This is a genomic window from Niabella agricola, from assembly GCF_021538615.1.
Classification (GTDB): Bacteria; Bacteroidota; Bacteroidia; order Chitinophagales; family Chitinophagaceae; genus Niabella; species Niabella agricola.
In genome coordinates this window covers 717146-742783 of sequence record NZ_JAJHIZ010000002.1, presented here as the reverse complement: position 1 = coordinate 742783, position 25638 = coordinate 717146, and the positions used below count along the sequence as shown (strand labels likewise).

Annotated in this window: 21 protein-coding genes and 1 tRNA gene; 12 read left to right on the top strand and 10 right to left on the bottom strand. The window is 47.1% G+C overall.

Annotated elements, in window-relative coordinates:
* Positions 1–57: 57 nt before the first annotated feature.
* Complete coding sequence (gene rpsU, locus LL912_RS03475) at positions 58–255, bottom strand: 30S ribosomal protein S21 (RefSeq protein WP_018626743.1); 198 nt, start codon at positions 253–255, stop codon at positions 58–60.
* A 135-nt stretch (positions 256–390) separates the two neighbouring features.
* Here rpsU and LL912_RS03470 point away from each other — a divergent pair, with 135 nt between their 5' ends.
* Positions 391–1005, top strand: coding sequence for a riboflavin synthase (locus LL912_RS03470; protein ID WP_235552165.1), 615 nt, complete (start codon positions 391–393; stop codon positions 1003–1005).
* On the opposite strand, the gene LL912_RS03465 is transcribed toward LL912_RS03470, so the two are convergent.
* Genes LL912_RS03465 through LL912_RS03455 form a run of 3 tightly spaced genes read right to left on the bottom strand, consistent with a single transcriptional unit; the run spans position 979 to position 8254 of the window.
* Positions 979–2010, bottom strand: coding sequence for an acyltransferase family protein (locus LL912_RS03465; protein ID WP_235552164.1), 1032 nt, complete (start codon positions 2008–2010; stop codon positions 979–981). The two genes, LL912_RS03470 and LL912_RS03465, sit on opposite strands and share 27 nt — an antisense overlap.
* Before the next feature lie 42 nt (positions 2011–2052).
* Entirely contained in the window at positions 2053–7131 is a 5079-nt protein-coding gene (gene porU2 / locus LL912_RS03460; RefSeq protein ID WP_235552163.1) for a putative type IX secretion system sortase PorU2, read from the bottom strand.
* A 10-nt stretch (positions 7132–7141) separates the two neighbouring features.
* Complete coding sequence (locus LL912_RS03455; protein WP_235552162.1) at positions 7142–8254, bottom strand: putative type IX sorting system protein PorV2; 1113 nt, start codon at positions 8252–8254, stop codon at positions 7142–7144.
* Positions 8255–8459: 205 nt separating this feature from the next.
* Between LL912_RS03455 and tyrS the strand changes: the two genes are divergently transcribed.
* Positions 8460–9740 (top strand): tyrosine--tRNA ligase, encoded by a 1281-nt coding sequence (tyrS, locus tag LL912_RS03450; RefSeq protein ID WP_235552161.1) that lies wholly within the window; start codon positions 8460–8462, stop codon positions 9738–9740.
* A gap of 335 nt (positions 9741–10075) precedes the next feature.
* Here tyrS and LL912_RS03445 read toward each other — a convergent pair whose 3' ends face one another.
* Both LL912_RS03445 and LL912_RS03440 read right to left on the bottom strand, forming a co-directional pair.
* Positions 10076–10750, bottom strand: coding sequence for an SGNH/GDSL hydrolase family protein (locus LL912_RS03445; protein WP_235552160.1), 675 nt, complete (start codon positions 10748–10750; stop codon positions 10076–10078).
* Between the two features lie 69 nt (positions 10751–10819).
* Positions 10820–12199 (bottom strand): exonuclease domain-containing protein, encoded by a 1380-nt coding sequence (locus LL912_RS03440; protein WP_235552159.1) that lies wholly within the window; start codon positions 12197–12199, stop codon positions 10820–10822.
* 35 nt (positions 12200–12234) lie between these two features.
* Here LL912_RS03440 and LL912_RS03435 point away from each other — a divergent pair, with 35 nt between their 5' ends.
* Positions 12235–13179, top strand: a complete 945-nt coding sequence (locus tag LL912_RS03435) for a class I SAM-dependent methyltransferase (RefSeq protein WP_235552158.1) — start codon at positions 12235–12237, stop codon at positions 13177–13179.
* Between the two features lie 23 nt (positions 13180–13202).
* Here LL912_RS03435 and LL912_RS03430 read toward each other — a convergent pair whose 3' ends face one another.
* Together LL912_RS03430 and mdh are read right to left on the bottom strand one after the other, a co-directional pair.
* Positions 13203–14300 (bottom strand): lipase family protein, encoded by a 1098-nt coding sequence (locus LL912_RS03430; protein WP_235552157.1) that lies wholly within the window; start codon positions 14298–14300, stop codon positions 13203–13205.
* A 115-nt stretch (positions 14301–14415) separates the two neighbouring features.
* Positions 14416–15345, bottom strand: coding sequence for a malate dehydrogenase (gene mdh / locus LL912_RS03425; RefSeq protein WP_235552156.1), 930 nt, complete (start codon positions 15343–15345; stop codon positions 14416–14418).
* A gap of 189 nt (positions 15346–15534) precedes the next feature.
* On the opposite strand from mdh, the gene LL912_RS03420 reads away from it, so the two are divergent.
* The 9 genes from LL912_RS03420 (at position 15535) to LL912_RS03380 (ending at position 22796) form a co-directional block, all read left to right on the top strand.
* A tRNA-Gln gene (locus LL912_RS03420) sits at positions 15535–15605 on the top strand.
* A 112-nt stretch (positions 15606–15717) separates the two neighbouring features.
* Complete coding sequence (locus LL912_RS03415) at positions 15718–16692, top strand: Gfo/Idh/MocA family protein (protein ID WP_235552155.1); 975 nt, start codon at positions 15718–15720, stop codon at positions 16690–16692.
* Positions 16692–18080 carry a sugar transferase gene (locus LL912_RS03410; RefSeq protein WP_235552154.1) on the top strand — a complete coding sequence of 463 codons (1389 nt, stop codon included), beginning with the start codon at positions 16692–16694 and terminating at the stop codon, positions 18078–18080. Before LL912_RS03415 ends, LL912_RS03410 begins: the two co-directional genes overlap by 1 nt.
* Positions 18080–19003 carry a hypothetical protein gene (locus LL912_RS03405; RefSeq protein WP_235552153.1) on the top strand — a complete coding sequence of 308 codons (924 nt, stop codon included), beginning with the start codon at positions 18080–18082 and terminating at the stop codon, positions 19001–19003. Before LL912_RS03410 ends, LL912_RS03405 begins: the two co-directional genes overlap by 1 nt.
* Before the next feature lie 95 nt (positions 19004–19098).
* On the top strand, positions 19099–19560 hold the full coding sequence (locus tag LL912_RS03400; RefSeq protein ID WP_235552152.1) for a carboxymuconolactone decarboxylase family protein: 462 nt from the start codon (positions 19099–19101) through the stop codon (positions 19558–19560).
* Positions 19561–19589: 29 nt separating this feature from the next.
* Positions 19590–19931: a YciI family protein gene (locus LL912_RS03395; RefSeq protein ID WP_235552151.1), complete on the top strand. Its 342-nt coding sequence runs from the start codon at positions 19590–19592 to the stop codon at positions 19929–19931.
* Positions 19932–20062: 131 nt separating this feature from the next.
* Positions 20063–21298 carry an RNA polymerase sigma factor gene (locus LL912_RS03390; protein ID WP_235552150.1) on the top strand — a complete coding sequence of 412 codons (1236 nt, stop codon included), beginning with the start codon at positions 20063–20065 and terminating at the stop codon, positions 21296–21298.
* Between the two features lie 344 nt (positions 21299–21642).
* Complete coding sequence (locus tag LL912_RS03385; protein ID WP_235552149.1) at positions 21643–22563, top strand: NADP-dependent oxidoreductase; 921 nt, start codon at positions 21643–21645, stop codon at positions 22561–22563.
* Between the two features lie 17 nt (positions 22564–22580).
* Positions 22581–22796 carry a hypothetical protein gene (locus LL912_RS03380; protein ID WP_235552549.1) on the top strand — a complete coding sequence of 72 codons (216 nt, stop codon included), beginning with the start codon at positions 22581–22583 and terminating at the stop codon, positions 22794–22796.
* On the opposite strand, the gene LL912_RS03375 is transcribed toward LL912_RS03380, so the two are convergent.
* Both LL912_RS03375 and lepA read right to left on the bottom strand, forming a co-directional pair.
* Positions 22793–23467, bottom strand: a complete 675-nt coding sequence (locus LL912_RS03375) for a 2-C-methyl-D-erythritol 4-phosphate cytidylyltransferase (protein ID WP_235552148.1) — start codon at positions 23465–23467, stop codon at positions 22793–22795. The genes LL912_RS03380 and LL912_RS03375 overlap by 4 nt on opposite strands.
* A gap of 168 nt (positions 23468–23635) precedes the next feature.
* A complete protein-coding gene (lepA, locus tag LL912_RS03370) occupies positions 23636–25429 on the bottom strand; it encodes a translation elongation factor 4 (RefSeq protein ID WP_235552147.1) in 1794 nt (597 codons plus the stop codon).
* Positions 25430–25638: the final 209 nt, after the last annotated feature.

The window sequence follows — 25638 nt, the reverse complement described above, 5'->3', positions numbered from 1 at the left end:
AAAAAAAACCTCAAGTAAGCACTTGAGGTTACAATATTATATAAAATATCAACTATTTTATAATTCTATTTTACCGCTTGCGATCTGCTGTTTGTAAATTGCTTTCAAACGCTGGCCACGGCTCTTTACCGAAGGCTTTGTAAAATGCTGGCGCTCACGCAATTGCAACAAGGTTTTAGACTTTTCAAATTTCTTCTTGTACTTCTTTAAAGCCTTGTCAATGTTTTCGCAGTCTTTAGAATCAATGATTAACATAAATATTTTATACCTCCTTTGGTAGTTTTTAGTTCCAATCCTAATTATCGGGATGCAAAGATAGGCAAAAAATATAAAATACCAAATTTCAGTGCCAGATACTGAATTTTCAATTTCTTCCCGGAAATTTGACCCATGTTTACAGGAATAATTGAGGCGATGGGAACCGTTATTTCCCGGCAGGAAACCGGTTCCAATATTACGTTCTGGGTTGAAAGCCCGGTATCGAAGGAATTAAAGGAAGATCAGAGCATCAGTCATAATGGTGTTTGTTTAACTGTGGAAGCCGTTGAAGAAAACCGGCACCAGGTAACAGCCATAGCGGAAACGCTGGAGGTAAGTAACCTCGGGGATTGGCAGCCCGGCACCCTGGTGAACCTCGAACGTTGTATGGTAATGAATGGCCGTTTGGACGGTCATATCGTGCAGGGACATGTAGATGGAACGGCCGTTTGCCGAAAAATCGTTTCAAAAGAAGGTAGTACAGAATATACTTTTGAATTTGACCCGAAGTTCGCTCCATTGGTTATTGAAAAAGGATCCATCAGCTTAAACGGCATCAGCCTGACCGTTTTTAATGTAACCGAAACGGCATTTACGGTAGCAATCATCCCCTACACCATCAGTCATACCAATATGCGCCTGATTGACACGGGCAGCATTGTGAATCTTGAATTTGATGTGATCGGGAAATATGTTTTAAGGCAACTGAACCCGGCAGCATTACTGAACAAGATGCCGGAGCTTTAAGAACTGTTTCTCCAGACAATGCCAGGAGAGGTAGGCCAGCGGTATACAGATAGCGAGGGTAAGCACAAACAATACGGGAGGCCGAATGCTGTTTTGCGACAGGTGGATCAGCATTTGCTGTACAGGAAAAGACAGCACGTACAGCCCATATGTAATGTCCCCCCATTTTGCCGTTCCGGAAAATACGGTTTTCCGGCTTCCGATCAGCAGGATCAGGAGCGGCAACAGATATAATGTAGCTTCGATGGTATGCCGGAAAAGGAAGTAAACGATGGCAACGGCAGAAATCATAAGCAAGCTATTGATCCTGTGGAAAGGAATCTTCAGAAAATAGCACAGGGCTCCATTAAAAAAAAGCACGTAGTACTGCGTGGTATAACTATCCAGCACATTGAAATGGAATCCTCCCGCTTTATAGTGATTGAGCAGGTACAGGATGTTTAAAACTGCAACAAATGCCGTAAACCACTGGCTCCGGCGGCGCCGGATCAGGAACAGTAATCCCATAGCCAGGTAAACCCGTTCTTCAATAATGAGCGTCCATAGTGAACCGTTCACTCCCCGTTCCCCGATATTTCGCTCAAAAACGCCCGGCAGCTGAAACTGTATTCCCAGTGCAGGAAAAATGGTCCGCAGGTACGACCAGGAGCTTCCGCTTTTAAAATAAGCGCTTATAGACCATTCCGTAAAAAGCGGGCCTAATACAAACACCGTTAGCAGGCAAACAAGTGTTAACAGGGGTTGCACCCGAAGAATCCGCTTCCAGAGATAGTTTTTCAGGGAGGAGGACCGCTCCACACTTCTTGCGATCAGATAGCCGCTTGCCGTAAAAAAAATCCCCAGCATCATTACAGTCAGATTAAGCTGCCTGTGCAATATTTGATCCAGGCCGATATCATCCTGTAAATGCAGAAGATGATACGCATGCAGGTAAATGACACCCACTGCACCCAATAACCTCAAAAAATCAAATGAATTTGTAAACCGGTTGTCAGAGATTTCCATCCAGGCGAACTTTATAAATGCAATTCCGTATCATGCATATGCTTATCGCATCAGGTACATTTTGCCATACCCTTTATTGAAGTACTTATCCGTGTTATCGTCCTTAGCCTTGTACTTTTCGAGCGACTTTCCATTCAGATTGGTAATTACCCGGTAAAGATAAACGCCATTGGCCAGTTTCTGACCATATTGATCGGTTCCGTCCCAGCGGAAATCGGTTATATTTCTACCAATGCGCAGGGGTCCCAATTCGGCCGTGGTAATCTCTCGTACAATTTTACCGGTGATGGTAAGGATCTGGATCCGGATATTTTGCGGAACCTCGGAACCTGTTAAGGTAAACACAAAGGCCGTTGCCGTGGTAAAGGGATTGGGATAGTTGAGCATATTGGAGATCATCGGCTTGTTGATCACCTGAAACCCGACTTTATAACGGATCTGGCTTACTTCATTGCCGCTCCGGTCTTTTGCAGCTACCTGCAATTCATAGTCTCCGTCTTCGAGGCGCGGCCGGAAGTTCATCGTAGCCGTATTGCCACTCCCCTGGCCTGCGGGTGTAAATTGCAGGGTGTCTGTACCGGTCTTATAGGTATAGGTACGGCTGCGGGTCTTATCAAGCAATTGCACCTGGATCAGGCTGGGATCATCCAACAACAGCCATTTCGCGTCATCGGTCAGCTTCACCAGTACATCGGGCTTGCTGGATACAATGTCCTTGTTTAAAATATGCACGCCGTCAAAAGTTACATCCATATAAGGGCCGGTGGAATCGCCTTTCACAAAGAAATTCTTATACAGGAAGTTGTTGAATGCATATTGCTCCGGCTGCAGGGGGCCGGGGTTAAAGTCTACAAACAAGGTATTGTTTCCTCTGTAGTTCTTTGTGGGCAACGGAACCGACAATTTAATCGTATCACCCGCCAACAGTGCCTTTTGATTGGGAACGGGAACAATGGTTTCTACATTGTTTTTATCCCGGATGCTCAGCTTTACCGCTATGCTGTCGAACTTCGTGCTGCTGATATTTTTAAACGCCACGGCAAAATTCAGCGGCTCACCAACTTCCAGCGTATCTTTTACATTGAGATAAAGATTAGGTGCAATAGCACCTTCGGGTGCCGGTGTATACAATAAGCGGAGCGACTTCAACTGATAGGGCGTATAATCAACCGTGTCCGCTATTGCCGCCTTCAATCTGATCTTCGGGTATTGCTGGGCATTAATATCTGAAATATCCGCTGTTTTATTTGCAGTAATCCCATTTACGGTTTTCAGCAATACTTCTGCGCCTGAATTACTGATGCCATATATATCAAATGATAACTGGTCCTTGGAACTGGTTTCGGCACTGTTACCATCCCATATGAGCTTATCCCAGGCTTTTGCAACGCCAAATACCGGAGTCTCCAAACGTCCGTCGTGAAACAAGGTGTTTACCGAAACAGATTCTACCAGCTTATCCTCTTTTGCAGCACCAAGTCTTTGTTTCAGCGCACGGCCCGATCCTTTTTGCAGAAAAATAATGAAAGGAGCATCGGTTTTTATCTGATCCAGAACAGTAACACCCTCTTTCACCAGTTTATGATACAGGGTATTGCCGGTCCCGTATACCGATTCATCAGCCAGCCATTCGGAAGGCAGTACATTGGGCAGCATAGGGCTGTTGGTGATCACGACAAAAAAATCTTTCGGTATCAGGTCAATAAAATCCATTACGTTCTTCCGTTCCTGCGCTGTGCGTACCTTAAACTGGAAGAAGGTGGGAATGGTATTGCTTTGGGCAGGAATAGGCCTTACACTTCCATACATACCGGAGGTGCCCAGGTCTACATTCTCCCATACTTTCATTTTCCGGTTATCGATCACATAAAAGCGCAGGGTATAATCATTTACATTGTCGGCGCCGCTAAAAGGACTTAACATCCACCGCTGTACTGCAAAATCATTGATACGCATTTCCATATCGGTAGCCGCGCTGGCATAGGGGAAAAAGCCCGTTGTAGTGGTAAGGCCGGCTATGGTTGAATCAAAATGAAAGGCACGGTCGCCTTCTTTAAGCATCAGCTGTGAAAAACCGGAATGCTGCATCTGGTAATAATGCGACTGATTAAACCCGGACGAACTTCCGTTTAAATACAGGAACGAGGAACTGTTCCAGTGCGGCTGATCACTGTTATCGGGTTTGGCAGCCACCCGCCAGTAGTATACGGTATTGTTTTGCAGACTTGCGTCCGGCAGGAACTCAACAATGCCTCCGGCAGAAGTTTGTGTTTTTGAGATCTTCAGCGGCGAGTTGAACAATTCCGTTGTGTCCAGCTCCATCATATAGGTACGGGATGCAGTAAGCGCATTGGCGGTAGATGCGGTTAATTTAACGTTGGCCTGGCTTACAATAGCATAGTCATAAGGATAGACCGGCCGCAACTCATCCTCATAAATGAAGATATCCTTTGTAACGGTATTGTTCCCTTCGTTAAGCTCCTCGATGGTATTCTCCGGATCTACAGAAACAGTGATCTTTGAAGCCCCTTTATCTCTTGTCGGATCAATGGGCAAGGTATAGGTTATAGAGTCAGCATACCTGATAAGATCCAGTGTATCCCTTCTGAAAACCTGTACAGACTGATTGGGAAAGGTTCGTTTTAACTCAACGATCACTTTTCGATCAACCGCCTTTCCCAGGTTATTGATCTTTGCTTTTACGGTAAATTCGGGTTCTGCAACCGAAATGAAATTAGGTGTAATAGCAATCGAGGCGTCTTCAAGTGCATAATCCGGCTTATCGAATTGATAAAGCCGGATGGCCGGATCGCCATTCAGGGTATATTCTTCACACTGGGCCCGCTGAAGGAATTCGTTTTCGCCGGTTGGCCGTTTAAACACTTCTGCAATGGTATTCAACATCAGTTCTCCAATCGTTTTGCCGTAATCCTTCCCGGAAAGGATCGTATACAATAAGGTATTGTACACATCGAGCGTAGATACATACCCGACGCTGGTACCAGCCATCATACCAATGCTGCCACCATCCTTTGCCAGCAGGTATTTTTCAGAGATGGTTTCCAATCCGGTTAAACGGGCAGTACTATACCCGAAGATATCCCCCACATTACAGCCCATCATATTAAAAAGCGGATACCGGCCCCGGTTGGTATAGTTGGATGGATTTTCCAGGTTATAATCCAGCGAAGTAGAAGACGAATGCCCGAAATAGGTTAATAGTCCGATGCCGTTGTTAATCAAACTTCGCAGCCGGTCGTTATTGGTATTTTGAATAGTTCCGGAGGTGCTTTTTACAAAATCCGATACATTCGCACCGTACAATGGCCCCTGGATGATCGTTTTCTGATTTTGTAACAGCCCGTCCAGCAAACTGATAGTAGCATCATCGCTGGCTCCAACCAGGTGGGCTACGTTCTTTTTCCAGGCGCTTTCACTGATGCCCGGGGAGGCCGTGGTCAGCTGCTGCTCGTACTCCTTTATTTTACCCAGGTAAAGGGTGATTTCATCACCATTTACCACAGACAGTCTTCCAATGGGTGTCAGTGGCTGCGAACTGCTCCCTTCTGCGCTTAACAATACATCCGACGAAGGATAACCAAAAGTAGGTACCAGGTTCAGCTGCGGCAATTGTGGAGCCAGGTCATACGATGGATAGGTTCTGGAAGCAACATAAGAAACGCCCTTCCCGATAAGAAATGCCTGCCGTGGAGGGGATGCAAACCGGGCTCTTGCAAATCTTAAAAAATTCCGGATGCTCAGGGAATGGTACTGAATTCCATAAGCAAACTGATCTGTGAGCTGATCGATCAGGTACACCTTAGCATTATATGCGCCGCCGGCTGCGGAAGCCCTGTAATTGCGGTAATCATTCACCGGCTGTGTGCCGTTGCTGCCCGCTAAAAGCGACTTCTCTGTAATCATAAGGTAATTGCCCTGGTTTGCCGTAGCCGCATAATTTACAAAGGTTCTCGGCTCCAACACCGGCACTGTTCGCAAGTTTGAAGCAGCCTGGCTGGTCAATACCAGTTCCTGGGTAGTTGCCACAGCGGGCAAAAACACTTTTAATAAAGCAGGATTGGTGGCATCCACAATATAACGTTTGCCGTTAGCCAGGTCATACAACACCGGTGCACCCCCGGAAAAATTGAAATTGGTTATTTCCAGGTAGTAGCCCGTACCGCGTGCCGGAAGACTGAAACGAAAATTACTGGCACCGCCAAAATTAAATTGCCGCGCATAGGTGACCCCTATGGAAGCCACCCGCATCCGGCTGGGAACGGTGGCCGTATTGGTAATCGAAAAGGTTTCATTACCACCGTTCAGTACGCTGGGGGGAAGCGTTTTTGACAGTTTCAGGAAGCCAAAGTTAGACAATACCTGGTCAAATACCATATTGCCATTCACCGTTAACTGGGCCCTCCGCGTGGCCACATTGCTGCCCATTACATTCATTTGCAGCATCACGTCCGGCGCGCCTGAACCGGTATATGGATAAAGATTCTTCTGGTAAGTTCTGGACTGCCCTTCGCCGATCTCTACAGAAGCCCAGCCCTCACCGCCTTCAAAGGACGCCATGTACAACGTGCCAACTCCCGACCCTTCCGAAGCACCATAATGAAACTGCTCGGCAAACGATGTATCTGCCCTGTAGATAAAATAGGGCTCCGGCGTTACCCCGCCCGGCAGATTGTTGGGAGTATTGGTTAATCGTTTATTTCCTCCGGCGGTATTCACCGTTAAAAAATAGGCTGAAGAATCGGAAAACAAACTTTTCGCATTTGAAAGTTGCTGGTCCGGTGTCCGGTACAGCGGATTGTCGGGCTTCCCGTCGTTCATCTGTCCCCAGAATTCAATATAATCACCCGCTCCCAGGGGCCCGGAACTTATGGATATAAACAACGGCACTTCCACCCCATTGTTCCACAATTGAAAATGCGCAGCATCTACGGCACCAAGGTTAGCCGCGGCAAGTGTTGCCGCAGGAATCCGGTACAGGCCGTTGGCGGCTACTTTGAATTTGTAATAGGTTTTATTATAATCGATCCATTCATTGCCAAATTGCTGGGCCTGGGCTGCAATGGAAAAAATCAGTAATCCTATCGTAAGCAATTTTTTCATTTGTCGCCACTTATTGATGATCGTTTCTTTTTCTCCGGAAATCCATCTTCAAAGACAATATATGGGTAAACAGCGGGTTCGACTGGTTCGCCAGGTTGGTAAAAGCATAGTCGATCATAAAGGATTGAACCCGGAAACCAACTCCCACGCTCGGCTGGAAGATCCATACTTTTTTCAGATTAAGGGTATCGCCGTCTGAAAGTCCTTTTTGAAAATTATTTACCCCGCCTCTTATAAAAATCACGTCCTTATAATTGTATTCCAATCCCAGTTTGGGATCAATACTAACGGGATCCCCGCTTACAACGGTATTCCGTTTCCCATCGAAAGTAAGATCGAGGTTGGCCTCTGCCAGCAAACCCGATTTTTTACCAAGCGGAAACACACGGGCACCTCCCAGTATCAGGCGGGGGGATGTTAATTCGGTTGACTTTACAGGGATATCGTTCTTTGCCAGATAAAGCGCCTCTTTTTCCTGATCGGTGAAACTAAAGGCCCAGCTGTTGAACGTGGTGGTCAGATCCCGGCCCACAATACCAAACCGCCATTTATCCTGCAGGATCTGTAGTCCCGCATCCAGGCCAAACCCCCAGGCTTTGGCAAAACTACCCACACTGCGATGGATCACTTTTGCATTCAGGCCAAAATTTATATGCTTGTTTTCTGTACGCTTCAGGTTTTGCGCATAAGACAATAAAAAGCCGTAATCCGCCGATGAAAAAGACTTGATATTATTGTAATTCAATGATCCGTCCGGCTCCACCAGGAACAGGGTATTCATGATATCATCCACTGCAAACCGAAGTGCGGTAATCGCCAATGTACGTTTAGAACTGGTAGTAGGCAGGGTTACGTTCAGATAGTCGTATTTACCAATACCTGCAAAATACTCTGCGTGCATGAGGTTTACCTGTACATTATCCTGAACATTTACAAGGCCCGCCGGGTTCCAGTATCCTGCTGTGCCATCGGTTACACTCGCTACCTGAGCGCTCCCCATTGCCAGTCCGCGGGCGCCGGCACCAATGTTCAGAAACTCATTGGAATATTTCCGGAACTGGGCGCGGGTAACAGTGGCAGCCGTTATAAGCAGCAATAAAAAGCATGGCTTCAATGCTTTCATTTATAATTCGATTTAGTTAGGGTCCACAATTTTCCGATAAGTATATCATTACCTGCAACGAAATTAGGTATAAAGCATTTAAAAATAGTGCTTTTTAGACCAGTTCCCCCATTTATTCGTTCAACCCTATAAAACCATATTTGAACATTCGTTCTTAAGCCCGGATGGCGTACCTTTGCACCCCTATCAAAGGATTTACAATATTATGAATATCATAAAGGAATTGAGATGGCGGGGTATGATCCAGGATATCATACCAGGTACAGAAGAACAACTGAATAAGGAAATGACCACGGGGTATATTGGGTTCGATCCTACAGCAACCAGCCTGCATATCGGCAGCCTGGTGCCCATTTTGTTGCTGGTACACCTGCAGCGCGCGGGGCATCGTCCGGTGGCCCTGGTGGGCGGCGCCACTGGCATGATCGGCGATCCCAGTGGTAAAAGCGAAGAACGGAACCTATTGAACGAAGAAACCCTGGCTGCCAATATCGCCGGCATCAAAAGTCAGCTCGAACGGTACCTTGATTTCTCACCTGCCCATCCCAATGCGGCCCTTATGGTAAATAATTATGACTGGTTTAAAAACATCAGTTTCCTGGAGTTCCTGAGGGATGCCGGAAAGCATATCACGGTCAATTACATGATGGCTAAGGATAGTGTAAAAAAACGTTTTGAAGGCGAGGTTGGTATCAGCTACACCGAGTTTGCCTACCAGCTGATGCAGGGGTATGACTTTTATCATTTATATACCACCGCAGGCGTAAAACTGCAAATGGGCGGAAGCGACCAGTGGGGCAATATAACCACGGGTACCGAATTCATCCGCCGCAAGGCAGGACAAGAGGCCTTTGCCTTTACCTGTCCGTTGATCCGCAAGGCCGACGGCACGAAGTTCGGGAAAACAGAAAAAGGGAATGTATGGCTGGATCCTGAAAAAACTTCTCCCTACCAGTTCTACCAGTTCTGGCTCAATACCAGTGACGAAGACGCAGCCACCTGGATCAAGATATTTACATTCCTGGACGAGCCAACCATCAGTGGCCTGATTGGGCAACACCACCAGAATCCGGCCGCACGCCTGCTTCAAAAAACCCTGGCAAAAGAGATCACCTGCTTTGTGCATGGCACCGAAGAATATGAAAAAGCCGTTGTAACTACCGAAAAACTGTTCGCCAATCAAAGCCGGCCGGCCGCTGAAATGGGCATTGAAGACCTGGAAGGACTGGAAGGTGTTGTTAAAGCGGTTATTTCGAAATCTGACCTGGACCGGGGCATCGACATTGTATCCTTGCTGGCGGAAACAAAGGTAGCTCCCAGCAAGGGCGAAGCCCGGAAACTGGTTCAGGGCGGAGGCATCAGCCTCAACCGCGAAAAAGTAAGCGATGTTCAGCTGACAGTGACTACAGCGCATCTCTTACACAACCGCTATATCCTGTTGCAGAAAGGCAAAAAGAATTATTACCTGGCGGAGATCGTATTATAGAAATATAAAAATGTAAAATATCCAATTTTAAATGTAAAAGCGGCAAAAGCCCAACCGCAACAGCCGTAAAGGATCCGCAATATGCGGCAAAGGGATCTCCGATAACCTGAACAATATTATAAAGCTCCAGGTTAGATCTGTTTTACGCCCTGCAATCAGTGATCAGCTGTGATTGCTCAATGCAGATTCCTGGTTCCGATTCCATCAGGATACCTGGCGCCGAACGGGAGCGGCACCTTCATTCCCACATTTTCAGATCCTCAAATTCTGAGCAGTAATGTAATCTGAACTTTTACATTTAAAATTGGACATTCAATATTTTACATGCCCGAGGGTTACTTCAGGCCCTTCAGTACCTTCCACATAGCATCCGCCACCAACTGATTGCCTTTGTCATTGAGATGCACCCGGTCCCTGGTAAGGATGTCTTTTTCCTTATTCTCCGGGTTGTTTTCTTTCAGGTAATCCAGGAACAGTTTGCGAAGATCAACCAGTGGCACATCGTTTTTAGCAGCATACTCACGGATCCATTTGGCATAGAGGTTCAAATCTCCATCCTGCTGGTTGGTAAAATCATTCCGTTCTCCAATTACCGAAGGAGTACATACAACCGGCTGAATTCCCCGTTTTTTCAACGTAGAGATGATGGCATCATAAAATTTTCCGAATTTATCAAAATCGGTACCGGTACCTGCGGATGTTTTATGCCACACGTCATTGATGCCTACATATACAAAAACGATATCCGGCTGCTGGTCCAGCACATCGGGCTGAAACCGAAGAAACAGGTCATATACTTTGTTTCCGCCGATCCCTTTTCCAACAAATTCAAACTGGTCGGCCAGTTTCTCAACCCTGCTCATACTATCGATGCGCATAATGTACCCGCCGGGACCTGCCCCCTGTTGGGTTATCGAATCTCCAAAAAAGATTACTTTCTTTTTCTTAACCGGCTGGAACGCTAACATCATCAATACAAATGGCAACAGCAATGCCGTTTTTTTCATCATCGTTAATCTATTTAATTTTTAATATAAGTGGCTCTTACAATAACCATCTGCAAAAATAGTAACATCCGGTTAGCCGGCCTGCTCAAACCGGATGATTTTCGACGGATATCTTTTGGCGTACGCAAATAGCATGTTGGTGATGGTACTGTTTTCTTTATAGGGCGTTACGTATTCCCGCAATTGCTCCGGCCGTTCAATCTGCACCTCACCGGAAATAAAGCCCATCCCATAAAAACTGCCCTTCCAAACAAGAATACAGGACCGCTCATCCTGATGAATTCCTTTGTCAACAATCGCAAAAGAAGGAAGGTTCTGCAGGTATTGCATTGCCTCCAAAACCCGCCGGTTATAGTTTTCCGGAGTCTCCTTCTTTTCGCAGGCACCTCCGCAAAGCAACCGGTGCATTTTTTCGTCGAACAGCTGTTCATCGATAAAACATAAACGGGGACATAACCGATGGTCGTGAACCAGCTGCCGGAGCGAAGCCCTGGCGCCTTCGAGGTGATGAAATGAATTCAGCAGCGGCTTGCCCCGGGCCATTTTGTCTACACCCAAACGTAAATAACCATTCTGGTCTTCATAGGAAATAATGCCATACAGGTCTTCCCGTTTTTTTTGCGAAGCATTGAACCGGGGCCAGAGCCGTTTGATTTCGGTAGATTCTTTTACCGCCGCCATCAGTTCCGTTCCACATTCCTCAAAACTGATGTGATGTACATAGCGCATAAAATGCTGCCGCTGCCTTCCTGTAGAATTATTACTGAAGTGGCTGCTTACCCGGTACCGGATATTCTTGGCCTTACCCACATACACCACTTTGCCTTTATCGTCGTGAAAATAATAAATCCCCGGCGTATAAGGCAGCTGATCAAAATCGGATTTAGGCACATTGGGAGGCAATGCCTGTTCTTTAGACGTTTTTTTAAGGCTCTTCAGGATATGCCCTTCCGTATCTTTTTGCAGCAATAACTGAAACAGAGCCACTGTTGCATCCGTATCTCCCCCCGCCCGGTGTTTATTGTAATGCCCGATACCCAGTGCCTCACAAAGCCGGCCCAAACTGTAAGATGCATGGCCCGGTAACAGCTTACGGCTCAGCCGCACCGTGCAAAGTTTGTTTGTATTGAAGTCGTACCCGCAGGCCTCCAGCTGGCTTTTCACAAATGAGTAATCAAAATTAACACTGTGGGCCACAAAAACTTTATTCTGCAGCAATGCATACACCCGCTCAGCGATCGCTTCAAACAAAGGCGCCTCCGCCACCATTTCATTGCTGATACCGGTAAGGGCCTGAATATAGCCCGGGATCTGGTGCACCGGGTTTACCAGGGTTTCAAAACGCTCCTGCACGGCTCCATCAGCATCCAGCACCTGGATGCTGATTTCTGTAATGCCGCTGGCTGCTGCATAGGAGCCGGTTGTTTCAATATCAACAATTGCGTATTGCATTCCTGTAAAAGGCTAATTTCGCAAAAAAATCAAATTTGAGCGAAGAAAAATTTATCATGTTCCGCAACCGGCTGACCAAGGTTTACCGGCATCTTTCAAAACAGGCACAAAAACAAGGTATTACCTGCTACCGGGTATATGATCACGACCTGCCCGAATTTCCGGTCTCCATTGAACTGTATGAGGGGCATGCCTATGTAGCAGAATACAAGCGCCGGCACCAAATGGAGGAAGACGCGCATTATCAATGGATGCAGCAAACCATCGCAATCATTTCAGCAATCACCGGAATCCCAACAACACAGATTCATACCAAGCTGCGCCAGCGAAAAGCCGGACGGCAGGGACAATATCAAAAAACTGACTCGAAGAAAAACGAGTTCATTGTACACGAACAGGGTTTAAAATTTATTGTGAACCTGGAAGACTACCTGGACACCGGCCTCTTTCTGGATCACCGGCTGACGCGCAAAATGGTGATGCAGGAAAGCAACGGGCGGCGGGTGCTGAACCTTTTTGCGTATACCGGTTCTTTTTCTGTGTATGCCGCTGCAGGCAATGCGGCTGCCATCACCACCGTTGATCTTTCCAATACCTATATACAATGGGCCGAAAGAAATATGCAACTGAATGGCCTGGATCAACCCGCCTATTCATTTGTGCAGGCCGATGTGCTCCGTTATATCAAGGAGATCGCTGCCGGATCATATGACCTGATCGTAATGGATCCACCTACTTTCAGCAACAGCAAGCGGATGAACGATATCCTCGACATCCAGCGGGATCATGTGTCCCTGATTAATGATTGCCTGCGCATACTGGCTCCGGGAGGCATCCTGTACTTCAGTACCAATGCCCGGAAATTTGTACTGGATACCGGCAACCTGCAAACAGACCAAATAAAAGATATTACCCGGGCTACAACGCCCTTCGACTTTGAAGGCAAGCTGTTCCGCTGGTGTTATAAAATCGAAAAATAATACAGCAATCCACAAGTACTTCGTTACTTTCCGTATTGCTTTTGTAACAAATAGAGGTAGGGTGCAAAATGATGATGCGCAAATTTGTCGGCACCGTCTTTACCATATTTTTGATAATACCCGGCATCCGGCATCAGGATAACCGGTGTACCCGCGCGCATATAGCTCATAGAAGGCGCATATTCGGGTTCTTTCAAACCAGGTAATGCCTTTTTTATAGCCAGTTTATACAATTTATGTCCCAAAACTTTAGTATATGCTCTTTGTGCTTTCCAGGTTCTCCGGTTTAGTTTTCCATAATACATATTTCCTACCAGGCGCAGCAGGAACTTTTGTTTTTTCAGGGCTCCCGGGATATCCACGATCGGGTTTACCATATTCATATCGGAGACCCGCTGAATACTATAAGGCGTTTCCGGCACCCAATCAGCGGCATTAACCACGGTATAGGCCCATCCCCCCTTATTGATAAAGTCAAAATCATAAGCGTATTGCAGATTGCCGGGTTTGGGCGCCGCACTGGCATAAGTTTTAAACCGGATGTCGCCGGGTAATGCCCCGGCCTTTCGCTGGTAATAAAAATAAGAGCTCACCAGATAACTCAACGCCCCGCCCTGGCTATGCCCGAAAATAAAAAAATCGCGTACTCCCTTTTCATACAGTTCTTTGATCTTCGGTGTCATATCCCGCACCAGGTAGGCCATCCCAATGGCCCAGCCCGCATGCACATATGCATCCTTGCTTTCCGCAAGCTTGTAATCAAACCGGGTAGCAGGATCGAGCTGCAGGGATCCGGTTGCCGGTATCATCGGGCAATAATAATTTTCCAGCCAGCTCACCATATCTCCCACCGTTCCCCGGATATTGATCACGGCCTGGTTTTGTTCGTTGGTATATAACCACCATAGATTCTTCATCCCTACCTCCGGTGATTTATACACCAGCTTATACGGTTCTTTTTGTTGCTCCCGTTGCACTTTATCCGGGATACTGCTTTCATAAAAAGCCATGGATAAAAAGTCGGCGTATTCCTTCACATTAAATTCCGGCCCAAACTGCTGTGCGGACGTTACCCGGGCCAGGAGTAATAAAAGGGCAAAAAGTGGTATACGTAGGCGCATGCGATTTGCTTTAGTTGACGCAAAATTAACCATTCAGACTATAAAAAGTCCGGAACAGGCTATAAACAACAATCCCGGCCTTTGTAAGCCGGGATCGCAGATTGCTCATATCTGGTTAAAGCGTTTTCAATACATCGTTCATGTTTCGCACGGCGTTGGCGCTTTTATTAAAGGCGGCCTGTTCTTCCTCCGATAATTTAAAATCAAGGATACGCTCCCAACCGTTGCGGCCAAGAATTACCGGTACCACCAGCGAAATATCGCTCTGGCCGTACTCGCCCTCCAGGGCCACACCACAAGAGATCAGCTTTTTTTCGTCCCGCAAAATGCTTTCCACCATGGCGGCGGTTCCGGCTCCGGGAGCGTACCAGGCCGAGGTACCGATCAGCTTGGTGAGCGTAGCTCCTCCAACCATGGTATCGGCCACAATTTTATCCTGCTGCTCCTTTGTTAAAAAGTTGGTAACCGGCGTGCTGTTCCAGGTAGCATGACGGATCAGCGGAATCATGGTGGTATCGCCATGGCCGCCGATCACCACTGCATTCAGATCTCCGGGCGAACATCCCAGTTCCTGGCTCAGGTAGTACCGGAAGCGCGCAGAATCCAAAGCCCCGCCCATGCCCAGTACACGGTGCTTGGGCAAACCAGAGGTCTGCAGGGTCAGGTAATTCATGGTATCCATTGGATTGGATACAACAATAATGATGGTATCCGGCGAATACTTTAAAATATTTTCAGTAACACTTTTTACAATCCCCGCATTTACGCCGATCAACTCTTCACGTGTCATGCCCGGCTTACGGGGAAGTCCGGAAGTGATTACGACCACATCGGAATGCTCGGTAGCTACATAGTCGTTGGTAACGCCCTTGATCTTGGTATCAAATCCCAGCAATCCGGCTGTTTGCATCATATCGATGGCTTTCCCCTCAGCCACCCCCTCCTTGATGTCGAGCAGCACCAGTTCCGATGCTAATTCTTTTCTGGCAATGTTGTCGGCACAGGTGGCACCTACGGCTCCGGCACCTACTACAGTAACTTTCATATAATCGTTTTAAAGATGAATTGAATAGAAACAAATTTAACTGATTACATTTCAATAAACCAACCCGCGTTTAAAATCCAGGCACAAATAAAAAAATCAAAAAAAATATGACAAAACATATTGTTACAATCGTTTGATTTCCTATATTTGCAATCCCAAATCTGACACCTGTCAGTATAACGGTCGGATTGACCCATGGTGTAACGGTAGCACTACAGATTTTGGTTCTGTCTGTTAAGGTTCGAATCCTTATGGGTCAACAAAAAAGCGCTGGATCAGCGCTTTTTTTTATGCGTAGGCGGCAGCCAAAGTGCTGCACACAAAGCAAACATATAAGAAGCATTAATTATCTTTGAAAACTCAAAACCGCGTATGTTAAAAATAGGGATTGTTGGTGTAGGCCATCTGGGAAAATTTCATCTGAACAACTGGCTGGAGATTGAAGGCGTGGAAGTGGTCGGTTTCTATGACCCAAACGAAGATACAGCCAGGGAAGTGATTGAGAAATATAACATCAAACGTTTTTTTGACGTGGATGCTTTTTTGGAGCTTTGCGATGCGATCGACATTGTAACGCCCACCACCTTTCACTATCAGTGGTGCGAAAAAGCCATTAAGCGCGGCCGTCACGTGTTTGTGGAGAAACCTTTTGCCGATACCATGGAAGAAGCACGGGAGCTGGTAAAGCTGGCAAAAGAATCCAATATAAAGCTACAGGTAGGGCATGTGGAGCGCTTCAACCCCGCATTCCTGGCATTGAGGAACGTACCGTTGAAACCTATGTTCATCGAAGTACACCGGCTGGCACAGTTTAATCCCAGGGGAACAGAAGTGAGTGTGATCCTCGATCTGATGATCCATGATATTGATATTATCCTGAGTATTGTAAAAAGCGATGTAAAACGCATCTCTGCCAGCGGCGTGGCGGTACTTACAGAAACGCCGGATATTGCCAACGTACGGATCGAATTTGATAACGGCTGTGTTGCCAATCTTACGTCCAGCCGCATCTCCATGAAAAAAATGCGGAAGATGCGCCTGTTTCAGAAAGATGCCTATATTGGTATCGACTTCCTGAATAAGAAAACGGAGATCATTAAATTAAAAGAGGCTGCAGACGAAAATGTGTTTGCATTTGATATCGATACGCCTGGCGGTAAAAAAACCATTGCGATGGCAAACCCGCCCGTTCCGGAGGTTAATGCCATAAAAAAAGAACTGGAAGAATTCCGGGATGCTATTTTAAACAATACCCAAACTGTAGTATCGGAGATCGATGGCCTAAAGGCCATGGACGTGGCACACCAGATCCTCGAAAAAATCGGCAATAACACAATCAAGCAGTAGTGGAACACCCTAAAAGTATTTCCGCTTCCTGGTACCTGCTTGCTGATTATGCAGGCGCGGCCCTGTCCTGGCTGATCTTTATCAGCCTGCTGCGCAGAGGCACCGGCAATCTGGAACCTGCAGACTGGCTGGTAACACTTTTTATTGTTCCGGTATTGTGGCTGTTGTTGTTTACGCTGGCGGGCAGTTACAGCAACCTGTATAAAAAATCAAGGGCAGAAGAGTTCCTGGTCACCCTGGTTTGCTCCGCCATCGGAAGCGCCTTCCTGATCTTTATTTTCCCGGAATTAAAATACCATTTATACATCGGCATCCTGCACTTGCTGTTCCGGCTGATCTTTTTACATTGTACCATCACCTGTATTTTCCGGGGCATCATCCTGACAGTGGTGAAACGGCAGATTAAAAACAGGTCCGTTGTTTTTAACACCCTGCTCCTCAGTGAGGCCATATCCGTAAATACGATTGTTACCAGTACGGGGAAAGGCTTGTCGGAAGCCGCTTTTCATTATATAGGCTATATTGACCCCGTACCGGCTTCACAGACAGACGTCGTTTTCCTGCCACGGCTGGGAAACCTGCCGGAACTGGAAACCGTTATTACGCAGCATAATGTAAAGATGGTGATCATTAACAACAGCTCCTCCGCAGCCCTGCCGGTAGAAGAGCTGGTGGCCCGGTTAAGTGAAAAAGATGTAGAAATCAACCTGGTGCCCAAAACACTGGATATCCTCTCCGGCTCCGTAAAAATAGGCAATGTGCTTGGCGGGGGGCTTGTACACATCCCCAATACCCTGCTCAGTAACTGGCAATCGAATATTAAACGCGTACTGGATGTAGCATTCGCCTTCTGGGGAATGATTCTTTTATCGCCCTTATATCTTTTTGTAGCCCTGCGCGTAAAGTGCAGCGGCCCGGGCCCCGTTATTTACAAACAGGAGCGGATCGGGTATAAAGGAAAGCCTTTTATACTTTATAAATTCCGGTCGATGCACACCAATGCCGAAACCAGCATTCCCCTGCTTTCCTCCAAAAATGACCCCCGCATCACCCGCTGGGGAAGGGTTATGCGCAAATGGCGGCTTGATGAGCTTCCGCAGCTCTGGAATATTTTAAAGGGGGATATGAGCCTGGTTGGCCCCCGGCCGGAACGGGCCTATTTCATCAATCAGATCGTACAACAATTTCCTACTTATAAATATGTGCTCAAGGCCCGGCCCGGACTTACCAGCTGGGGAATGGTGCAATTTGGCTATGCCGAGAACCTCGAAGAAATGATCGAGCGCAACCGCTACGACCTGATGTACATTGAAAACATCTCGCTCCTGTTGGACCTTAAGATTTTATTGCATACTTTTCGGATCCTTTTACAGGGAAAAGGAAAATAATGGTGCGCACCCATACGGCTCATATCCGGTTTTATAACAGGGATGCGATCGACGCCGGTCGCTGGGACGCTTTTGTAAAAAAAAGCAGCCAGTACCGGATCTATGCGCTCAGCACCTGGCTTGATCATCTTGCTCCCAACTGGGGCGCCCTGATCAACGAAGATTATTCGGTAGTAATGCCTCTTACCGCAAAAAAAAAATACGGGATCCGATACCTGGCACAACCCCGGTTTACCCAGCAGTTGGGATTTTACACCCAGCATCCGGAAGTTATGGAAGCAGGAGAGCTATTTCTTCAGCAGGCTATGCATTTATATGCATTTGGTGACGTTTGGCTGAATACACCGGTTGAAAGCGTATCCTGTTTTGAACGGAAGAATTATGTGCTGCCATTGCAAGCCTCTTATGCCGAAATCCATCGGCGTTATTCCAAAAGCCTGGTGCACAACAGCCTGAAACCCGCATTGAAACAGCAGTTCATCTATGATGCTGAACTGGATATTATTAATGCAATCAACGCCTACCAGCAAGGATATCAGCAGCGCATGCAGCTAGTTAACCGCGATTATATACCATTAAGGAACCTGGCAGAAGTGTTGAGTCCCTCAGGAAATTGCTTTACCCGGACGGTAAAAGATGAAAAAGGTGCGCTTCTTGCCATCAGCCTCTTTTTTTGCGACCACCAGCGGATTTACAACCTCTGTTCGGCTACCACCCTCAGCGGCCGGAAGCGGAACGCCAATTATTTTTTATACGATCAGCTGATCCGGGAATTTTCCGGATCGGGACTGATTCTTGATTTTGAAGGCAGCAGCATTCCGGGCATCGAGGCTTTTTACAAAAAATTCGGCGCTGTTCCCGAGCCTTATTATTCTGTAAAATGGAACCGTCTCCGGTGGCCCTTAAAAATTTTTAAAAAATAATTTTCAGGATTTGTCCAATTTCATACCAACCGGTTGTTATGAAGGTGTAATCATTTAATAACCGTCCCGCTCCGCGGGAATTAAAAATTGAAACCATGGAACAAAGAATCAAATTCACCGAAACCGGAAAAGATGCATTGGCCGCCTTATATCCCCTGGGAAGGTACCTGAAGCAAACCACACTCGATCAGCAGCTTTTACACCTGATCTATTACCGGGTGTCGCAGATCAATGGCTGTGCCTTTTGCCTGGATATGCACGCGAAAGACCTGAGAGCGGGCGGGGAAACCGAGCAACGCCTGTACGTATTGGATGCCTGGAGGGAAGCCCCGTTTTACAGCGACAAAGAGCGGGCTGCACTGGCCTGGGCAGAAGCATTAACCAAATTAAGCAGTACGCTGGTGCCAGACGATGTATATAATAACGCAAAAGCACATTTTACCGAAAAGGAGTTGGTGGACCTGACCCTGGCCGTAACGACGATTAACACTTATAATCGTTTTAATATAGCCTTTGGTGCACCCGTAGGTACATACAAAGTGGGTCAGTTTGCATAACAATCTCTGTAACTTTTAAACATTCTTTTATGAAAGATTTTTTATTCCTGTTCCGTGCCGATTATGTAGCATATGTTAAACGCTCCCCGGAGGAGTTGCAATCCATGACCAAAAAATGGATGGATTGGATCGGTGGTATTGCAGCACAGAACAAACTGGCCGACCGCGGCAACCGGCTGGAAACCGGCGGAAGGGTGATCCGGCCCGGAAATGTAATTACCGACGGACCATTTTGCGAAATCAAAGAAAGCCTGGGAGGTTATATTGTTGTAAAGGCCTCAACCATTGATGAGGCCGCAGCAATTGCGCTGGGATGCCCGGTTTATGAGATCGGAGGCTCCGTGGAGGTCCGCGAAATCAGTGTCCTGTAAACAGGTAGACGGGGAAATAGCCGCCGGGGTATGAAGCAGTGCTTCAGTTGCTGAATAAAAATCAACCCCACATGTTATACAGCAAACATTGCATCCGGATATTTGCATATCGGCTGCATTAATATACGATCATGGAAAAATCTGACCTGCTCCCCCACTTATTCCGTACAGAGTACAGCAAAATCATTGCTGTACTCTGTAATCATTTTGGCATCGATTATATGGAAGTGGCAGAAGATATCGTAAGCGATACTTTTCTTACGGCTGCAGAACTTTGGGGGATGAAGGGGGTCCCGGAAAATCCGGTAGCCTGGTTGTATACCGTTGCCAAAAACAAAACCCGTAACTACTTAAAACGTCATCAGCTTTTTGAGAAGAAGATTGTCGCAGACCTGAAATACCAGCCTGTGAATACCGGAACAGATATCGACCTCTCCTCCACTGCTATCAGCGACAGCCAGCTGGCTATGATTTTTACCGTATGTCACTCCTCGGTTTCAAAGGAAGCACAGATCGCCCTGGCATTAAACCTGCTTTGCGGTTTTGGCGTACAGGAAATAGCCGATGCCTTTTTAACCAACAAGGAAACGGTTTATAAACGGCTGAAACGCGCCAAGGAAAAGCTGCGGGAAGAAAAAATCGCTATTGCCCCGCCTACGGTTCAGATGGTAGCAGAGCGGATGGAAACGGTATTAACCACCCTTTACCTGCTCTTTAACGAAGGCTATTATTCCGTTTCGGGACATCATCCTCTGAAAAGAGATTGTTGTATGGAAGCGATGCGTCTTTGCCTGCTGTTGCTGGGAAACGCGTTCACCAATACCCCGGCGGCAAATGCACTGATGGGACTCATGTGCTTTCATGCCTCCCGCTTTGAAGCCCGGACGAACAGCAATGGAGAAATGATTCTTTATGAAGACCAGGACACCCGGCTCTGGAACAAAGACCTGATTGAAAAAGGCATTTTTTATCTGAACAACTCCGCCAGCGGTAACCAGGTGAGTAAATTCCACCTGGAAGCAGGCATTGCATACTGGCATACCCACCCCGAAGACAGCAAAGAAAAATGGGAAGCCATCCTGCAGTTATACAACAAACTCCTGATGCTGGAATACACCCCCATAGCCGCATTGAACCGTACCTATGCCCTGGCTAAGGCCAACAGCATTGAAGAAGCCATTGCTGAAGCCGAAAAATTAAAACTGACCGATAATCATTTCTATTTTGTACTATTAGGAACACTATACGAGCATCTTGATTCCCACAAAGCCCGGGAACTTTTGCAAACCGCAAAACGAATGGCACGATCTGAAAGCGACCGCCGGCTGATCCGGAAAAAAATAGCCGAACTGGAAGAGAAGCACTAACTTAGAGGGAAGTTTCAGTACCACCCTGTATTATGGCATACGATGAAGCATTGGCTGGAGAAGTAAGGGCATATCTGCCCAAACTTCCGAATATTACCGGGCAACGGATCTTCCGGGATCCGGCATTATGCTGAATGCTAAGATACGGCTGGGTGTAGGCCATAAGGAGTTATTCGCCGTTTAAGCCGGCGCTACTCTGGCAGCCTCCGGATAAAGTAGTACGGCTATTTGTATGCGCCGGCCTCCCAGCTGAAAATCCAATAAGATTTTCAGTATCGGACCGCCTGCAATGGCCCGGGTGTTAAAAAAGAGGAAAAAAGAAACATACTTACAAATACAAACAGATGAAAGCGATCGTTCTTGAACATTTCGGAAGCATCGATAACCTTCAATTCAAGGAGCTGCCGGTTCCCCAACCTCAGGCCGGAGAAATTTTGGTAAAAGTGGGCTTCGCTGCAGTAAATCCCTATGATCAAAAAGTGATCGAAGTATATGGGAAAGAAGTTGGCGTTCAGCTACCGGTAATACCAGGCTCTGAGCTTTCTGGTATTGTTGAGGCTACGGGAGAAGGCGTTACCGGTTTTCAGCCCGGCGACGCGGTTTGCGGCAACCTGGGCACTTTTGGCGGCTGTTATGCCGAATATGCTGTAGTAAAAGCAACCGATATCGTAAAAAAGCCGGAAACGGTTTCTTTTGAAGCAGCAGCAGCCATTCCGGTAGCGGCACTTACGGCTTCCAAGGCGATCCTGGAAGAGGGCCACCTGAAAGCCGGTGAAAAGATCCTCATTCATGGGGCTTCCGGAGCAATTGGTACGATGGCCGTACAACTCGCAAAAGCAGCCGGGGCCTATGTAATTGCCACCGGTTCGGGCACAAATGAACAACGCGTTAAAGACCTGGGTGCGGATGTATTTATTGATTATACAACACAGGACTTTACGGGGCTGGCAGGGGAAATAGACCTGGTACTGGATACAGTTGGCGGCAAAACTCAGGAAGATTCTTTTTCCGTACTCAAGCAGGGCGGCCGGCTCATCAGCCTGGTACAACCACCTTCGAAAGACAAGGCGGCGCAGCACCAGGTATCTGCAAAAATGATTTTCGGAGGACCGAATGCCAGCCGGCTGGAGCAGATTCTGCAACAACTTGCTGGGGGCATTTTAAAGGTCACGATAGAAAAAGTATATGTATTATCCGATGCGAAAGCCGCGCTCCAGGCTATAAAGACCGGTCATCGAACAGGAAAACTGCTCCTGAATCCTTAACATCATAGGTTCCAGTGATGACAACCTTCCAGCTCCTGATTACGATCTGTGTATTGCCCTTAATGTTATTGACGGGGTTTTACCTGTACCGTTACATCAACCAAAAATTGTTGGCTTCAGAAACATGGGCACAGATCATCAGTTTCGGGCTGTTGTTGTTTGTAAGTATTGCAGCTACGCTTTGCGGGGGATTGTTGCTGATGGCCTGGCTCTACCGGCTTTATCAGCATTAAACCTGACTTCCGTTTAACAATTGTTCCGCGATCACCAGGTCGGGCGGATGCGTGACCTTTATATTATTCTTTTCTCCTTCCACCAGCGAAACCTTCATGCCAAAAGCTTCCACTACGGAAGCTTCGTCTGTAAACTTTTCTTTTTGTTCAATGGAGAAAGCCGGGATCAGCAATTTGCTGTGAAATACCTGCGGGGTTTGCACCAGTACAACTTTGCCGCGATCAAGCGCATCACTGCCGTCTTCGGTAAGCAACCGTACACTATCACTGGCAGCAACAACCGGGATGGCACTACCGGTTTCAACCGCCTGTTCATAACACCGCCGGATCAGTTCCGGTGAAACCAGGCAGCGTACAGCATCGTGTACGAAAATAATCGCTTCATCTTCTACCAGCTTCAGGCCATTCTTTACCGACTCAAAACGGGTGGCACCACCAATGGTAATACGCACACGGTCTTTATCAAAATAGGCATCGATGATCTCCTGGCCCATATCAGTATACGCCTCCGGCAATACCAGCACCATATCCAGGTCCTCATAGGTCTTTAAAAACGTATCAATCGTATAATACAAAAGAGGCTTGTTCTTTAGTAGTAAGAACTGTTTGGGCAGTTCAGCCCCCATCCGCACTCCTGAACCTCCTGCAACAATAACCGCAGTCTTCTTCATTCCTATTCCTATTTTTTAATACCACTGCCCGTTCTTAAAACAGGACATCGATACGTAAAGACATTTTTAATTTGCGAGTCATCTGCTGTTAGATCTTAGGCTGCTGGCCTTGCATTTTGATACCGGCCGACAACTGAAAGCTGATCCTGATGACCAGTCTTTGCGGGTCTAATCATCCAGCTTCAGCACCGCCAGAAACGCTTCCTGCGGCACTTCTACGTTACCAATCTGGCGCATCCGCTTTTTTCCTTCTTTTTGTTTTTCCAGTAGTTTCCGTTTCCGGCTGATATCTCCTCCGTAACATTTTGCAGTAACATCCTTCCGCATGGCAGAGATATTTTCCCGCGCCACGATCTTGGCGCCGATAGCCGCCTGTATCGCGATCTGGAATTGCTGACGCGGCAACAACTCCTTTAATTTTTCACACAGCTTCCTGCCGAAATCATGTGCACGGCTGCGGTGGATCAGTGCACTCAACGCATCCACTTTATCGCTATTCAATAAAATATCCATTTTTACGATATCGCTTTCGCGGTATCCCAGCGGATGATAATCAAAGGATGCATATCCCCGGGTCTGGGATTTCAGTTTATCGTAAAAGTCAAATACGATTTCCGTCAGCGGCATCTCAAAAATCAGCTCCACACGTGTTGTGGTCAGGTAGCTCTGGTTAATCAGGATACCACGTTTACCGAGGCAAAGAGTCATGATATTACCGATATAATCCGGCTTGGTAATGATTTGCGCCTTAATATAAGGTTCTTCGATCCGGTCGGTTTTTACCGGATCCGGGAACTCTGTCGGATTATTTACAATGATCTTTTCACCCTTTGTTGTATGTGCAATAAAGCTTACGTTCGGTACGGTAGTAATAACAGTTTGATTAAACTCCCGTTCCAGCCGCTCCTGTATGATTTCCATATGCAGCATTCCCAGGAAGCCGCAACGGAAACCAAAACCCAGCGCCTGCGAGGTTTCCAGCTCAAAGGTTAAGGAAGCATCGTTCAGCTGGAGCTTTTCCATACAATCCCGTAATTCTTCAAACTCATCTGTATTCACCGGGTAAATGCCGGCAAATACCATCGGTTTCACTTCTTCAAACCCTTTAATGGCCACCGGGTTGGCATTGTTGGCCAGGGTGATGGTATCCCCTACCTTTACCTCCTTGGCATTTTTAATACCGGTGATGATGTACCCCACATCCCCGGCAAGCACTTCATTGCGCTCGGTCATTTTCAGTTTCAGAATGCCAATTTCATCGGCTTCATATTCCTGACCGGTGCTTACAAACTTTACCTTATCTCCTTTTTTCAGCGCGCCGTTCAGAATCCGGTAATAAACGATGATTCCGCGAAAGCTGTTAAAAACACTGTCAAAGATCAGGGCCTGTAAGGGCGCTTCAGGATCCCCCTTGGGCGCCGGAATTCGCTCAACAATCGCTTCCAGCACAGCATCGATACCCAAACCGGTTCTTCCGCTGGCCAGCAATATATCTTCAGGTTTACAGCCAATCAGGTCAATAATCTGGTCTTTCACCTCGTCGATCATCGCTCCGTCCATATCAATCTTGTTGATCACCGGAATAATTTCCAGGTCGTTATCGATGGCCAGGTACAGGTTGCTGATGGTTTGTGCCTGAATGCCCTGCGTGGCATCCACCAGCAGGAGCGCTCCTTCACAAGCGGCCAGGGCGCGGCTCACCTCGTAGCTGAAATCCACGTGCCCGGGTGTATCGATCAGGTTCAGCACATAGTTTTCACCGGCTTTGGACCGGTAGTTGATCTGGATGGCATGACTCTTAATGGTAATGCCCTTTTCCCGTTCCAGATCCATATCATCCAGCACCTGGTCCATCATTTCGCGGTCGCTGATCGTATTGGTCGACTGTAACAGGCGGTCTGCCAGGGTGCTTTTCCCGTGATCGATATGTGCTATAATACAAAAATTCCGTATATTCTTCATGCTGATACCCTCATTTTCAAGGGCTGCAAAGGTACGCTTTTTGGAGTAAATGCCGGGGAATTTCGAGGCGACACGCATAGCCCCCGGCAGCAGGAAGCTCAAAGGGTTAAAAACGCCACTCGAAATTGCCCGACGGAGTCCTAAAACACATGAACGCTAAATTTTACCGGCTAAACCGCTATGCTAATTGATGCGGGTGCTGAAATTTC

Coding starts and splice junctions, on each gene's coding strand:
- LL912_RS03385 (WP_235552149.1), top strand. CDS start 21,643: ATGAAAGCGATCGTTCTTGAACATTTCGGAAGCATCGATAACCTTCAA.
- LL912_RS03465 (WP_235552164.1), bottom strand. CDS start 2,010: ATGGAAATCTCTGACAACCGGTTTACAAATTCATTTGATTTTTTGAGG.
- porU2 (WP_235552163.1), bottom strand. CDS start 7,131: ATGAAAAAATTGCTTACGATAGGATTACTGATTTTTTCCATTGCAGCC.
- LL912_RS03380 (WP_235552549.1), top strand. CDS start 22,581: ATGACAACCTTCCAGCTCCTGATTACGATCTGTGTATTGCCCTTAATG.
- LL912_RS03430 (WP_235552157.1), bottom strand. CDS start 14,300: ATGCGCCTACGTATACCACTTTTTGCCCTTTTATTACTCCTGGCCCGG.
- LL912_RS03390 (WP_235552150.1), top strand. CDS start 20,063: ATGGAAAAATCTGACCTGCTCCCCCACTTATTCCGTACAGAGTACAGC.
- LL912_RS03445 (WP_235552160.1), bottom strand. CDS start 10,750: ATGATGAAAAAAACGGCATTGCTGTTGCCATTTGTATTGATGATGTTA.
- mdh (WP_235552156.1), bottom strand. CDS start 15,345: ATGAAAGTTACTGTAGTAGGTGCCGGAGCCGTAGGTGCCACCTGTGCC.
- LL912_RS03395 (WP_235552151.1), top strand. CDS start 19,590: ATGAAAGATTTTTTATTCCTGTTCCGTGCCGATTATGTAGCATATGTT.
- LL912_RS03470 (WP_235552165.1), top strand. CDS start 391: ATGTTTACAGGAATAATTGAGGCGATGGGAACCGTTATTTCCCGGCAG.
- rpsU (WP_018626743.1), bottom strand. CDS start 255: ATGTTAATCATTGATTCTAAAGACTGCGAAAACATTGACAAGGCTTTA.
- LL912_RS03405 (WP_235552153.1), top strand. CDS start 18,080: ATGGTGCGCACCCATACGGCTCATATCCGGTTTTATAACAGGGATGCG.
- LL912_RS03455 (WP_235552162.1), bottom strand. CDS start 8,254: ATGAAAGCATTGAAGCCATGCTTTTTATTGCTGCTTATAACGGCTGCC.
- tyrS (WP_235552161.1), top strand. CDS start 8,460: ATGAATATCATAAAGGAATTGAGATGGCGGGGTATGATCCAGGATATC.
- LL912_RS03400 (WP_235552152.1), top strand. CDS start 19,099: ATGGAACAAAGAATCAAATTCACCGAAACCGGAAAAGATGCATTGGCC.
- LL912_RS03375 (WP_235552148.1), bottom strand. CDS start 23,467: ATGAAGAAGACTGCGGTTATTGTTGCAGGAGGTTCAGGAGTGCGGATG.
- lepA (WP_235552147.1), bottom strand. CDS start 25,429: ATGAAGAATATACGGAATTTTTGTATTATAGCACATATCGATCACGGG.
- LL912_RS03415 (WP_235552155.1), top strand. CDS start 15,718: ATGTTAAAAATAGGGATTGTTGGTGTAGGCCATCTGGGAAAATTTCAT.
- LL912_RS03440 (WP_235552159.1), bottom strand. CDS start 12,199: ATGCAATACGCAATTGTTGATATTGAAACAACCGGCTCCTATGCAGCA.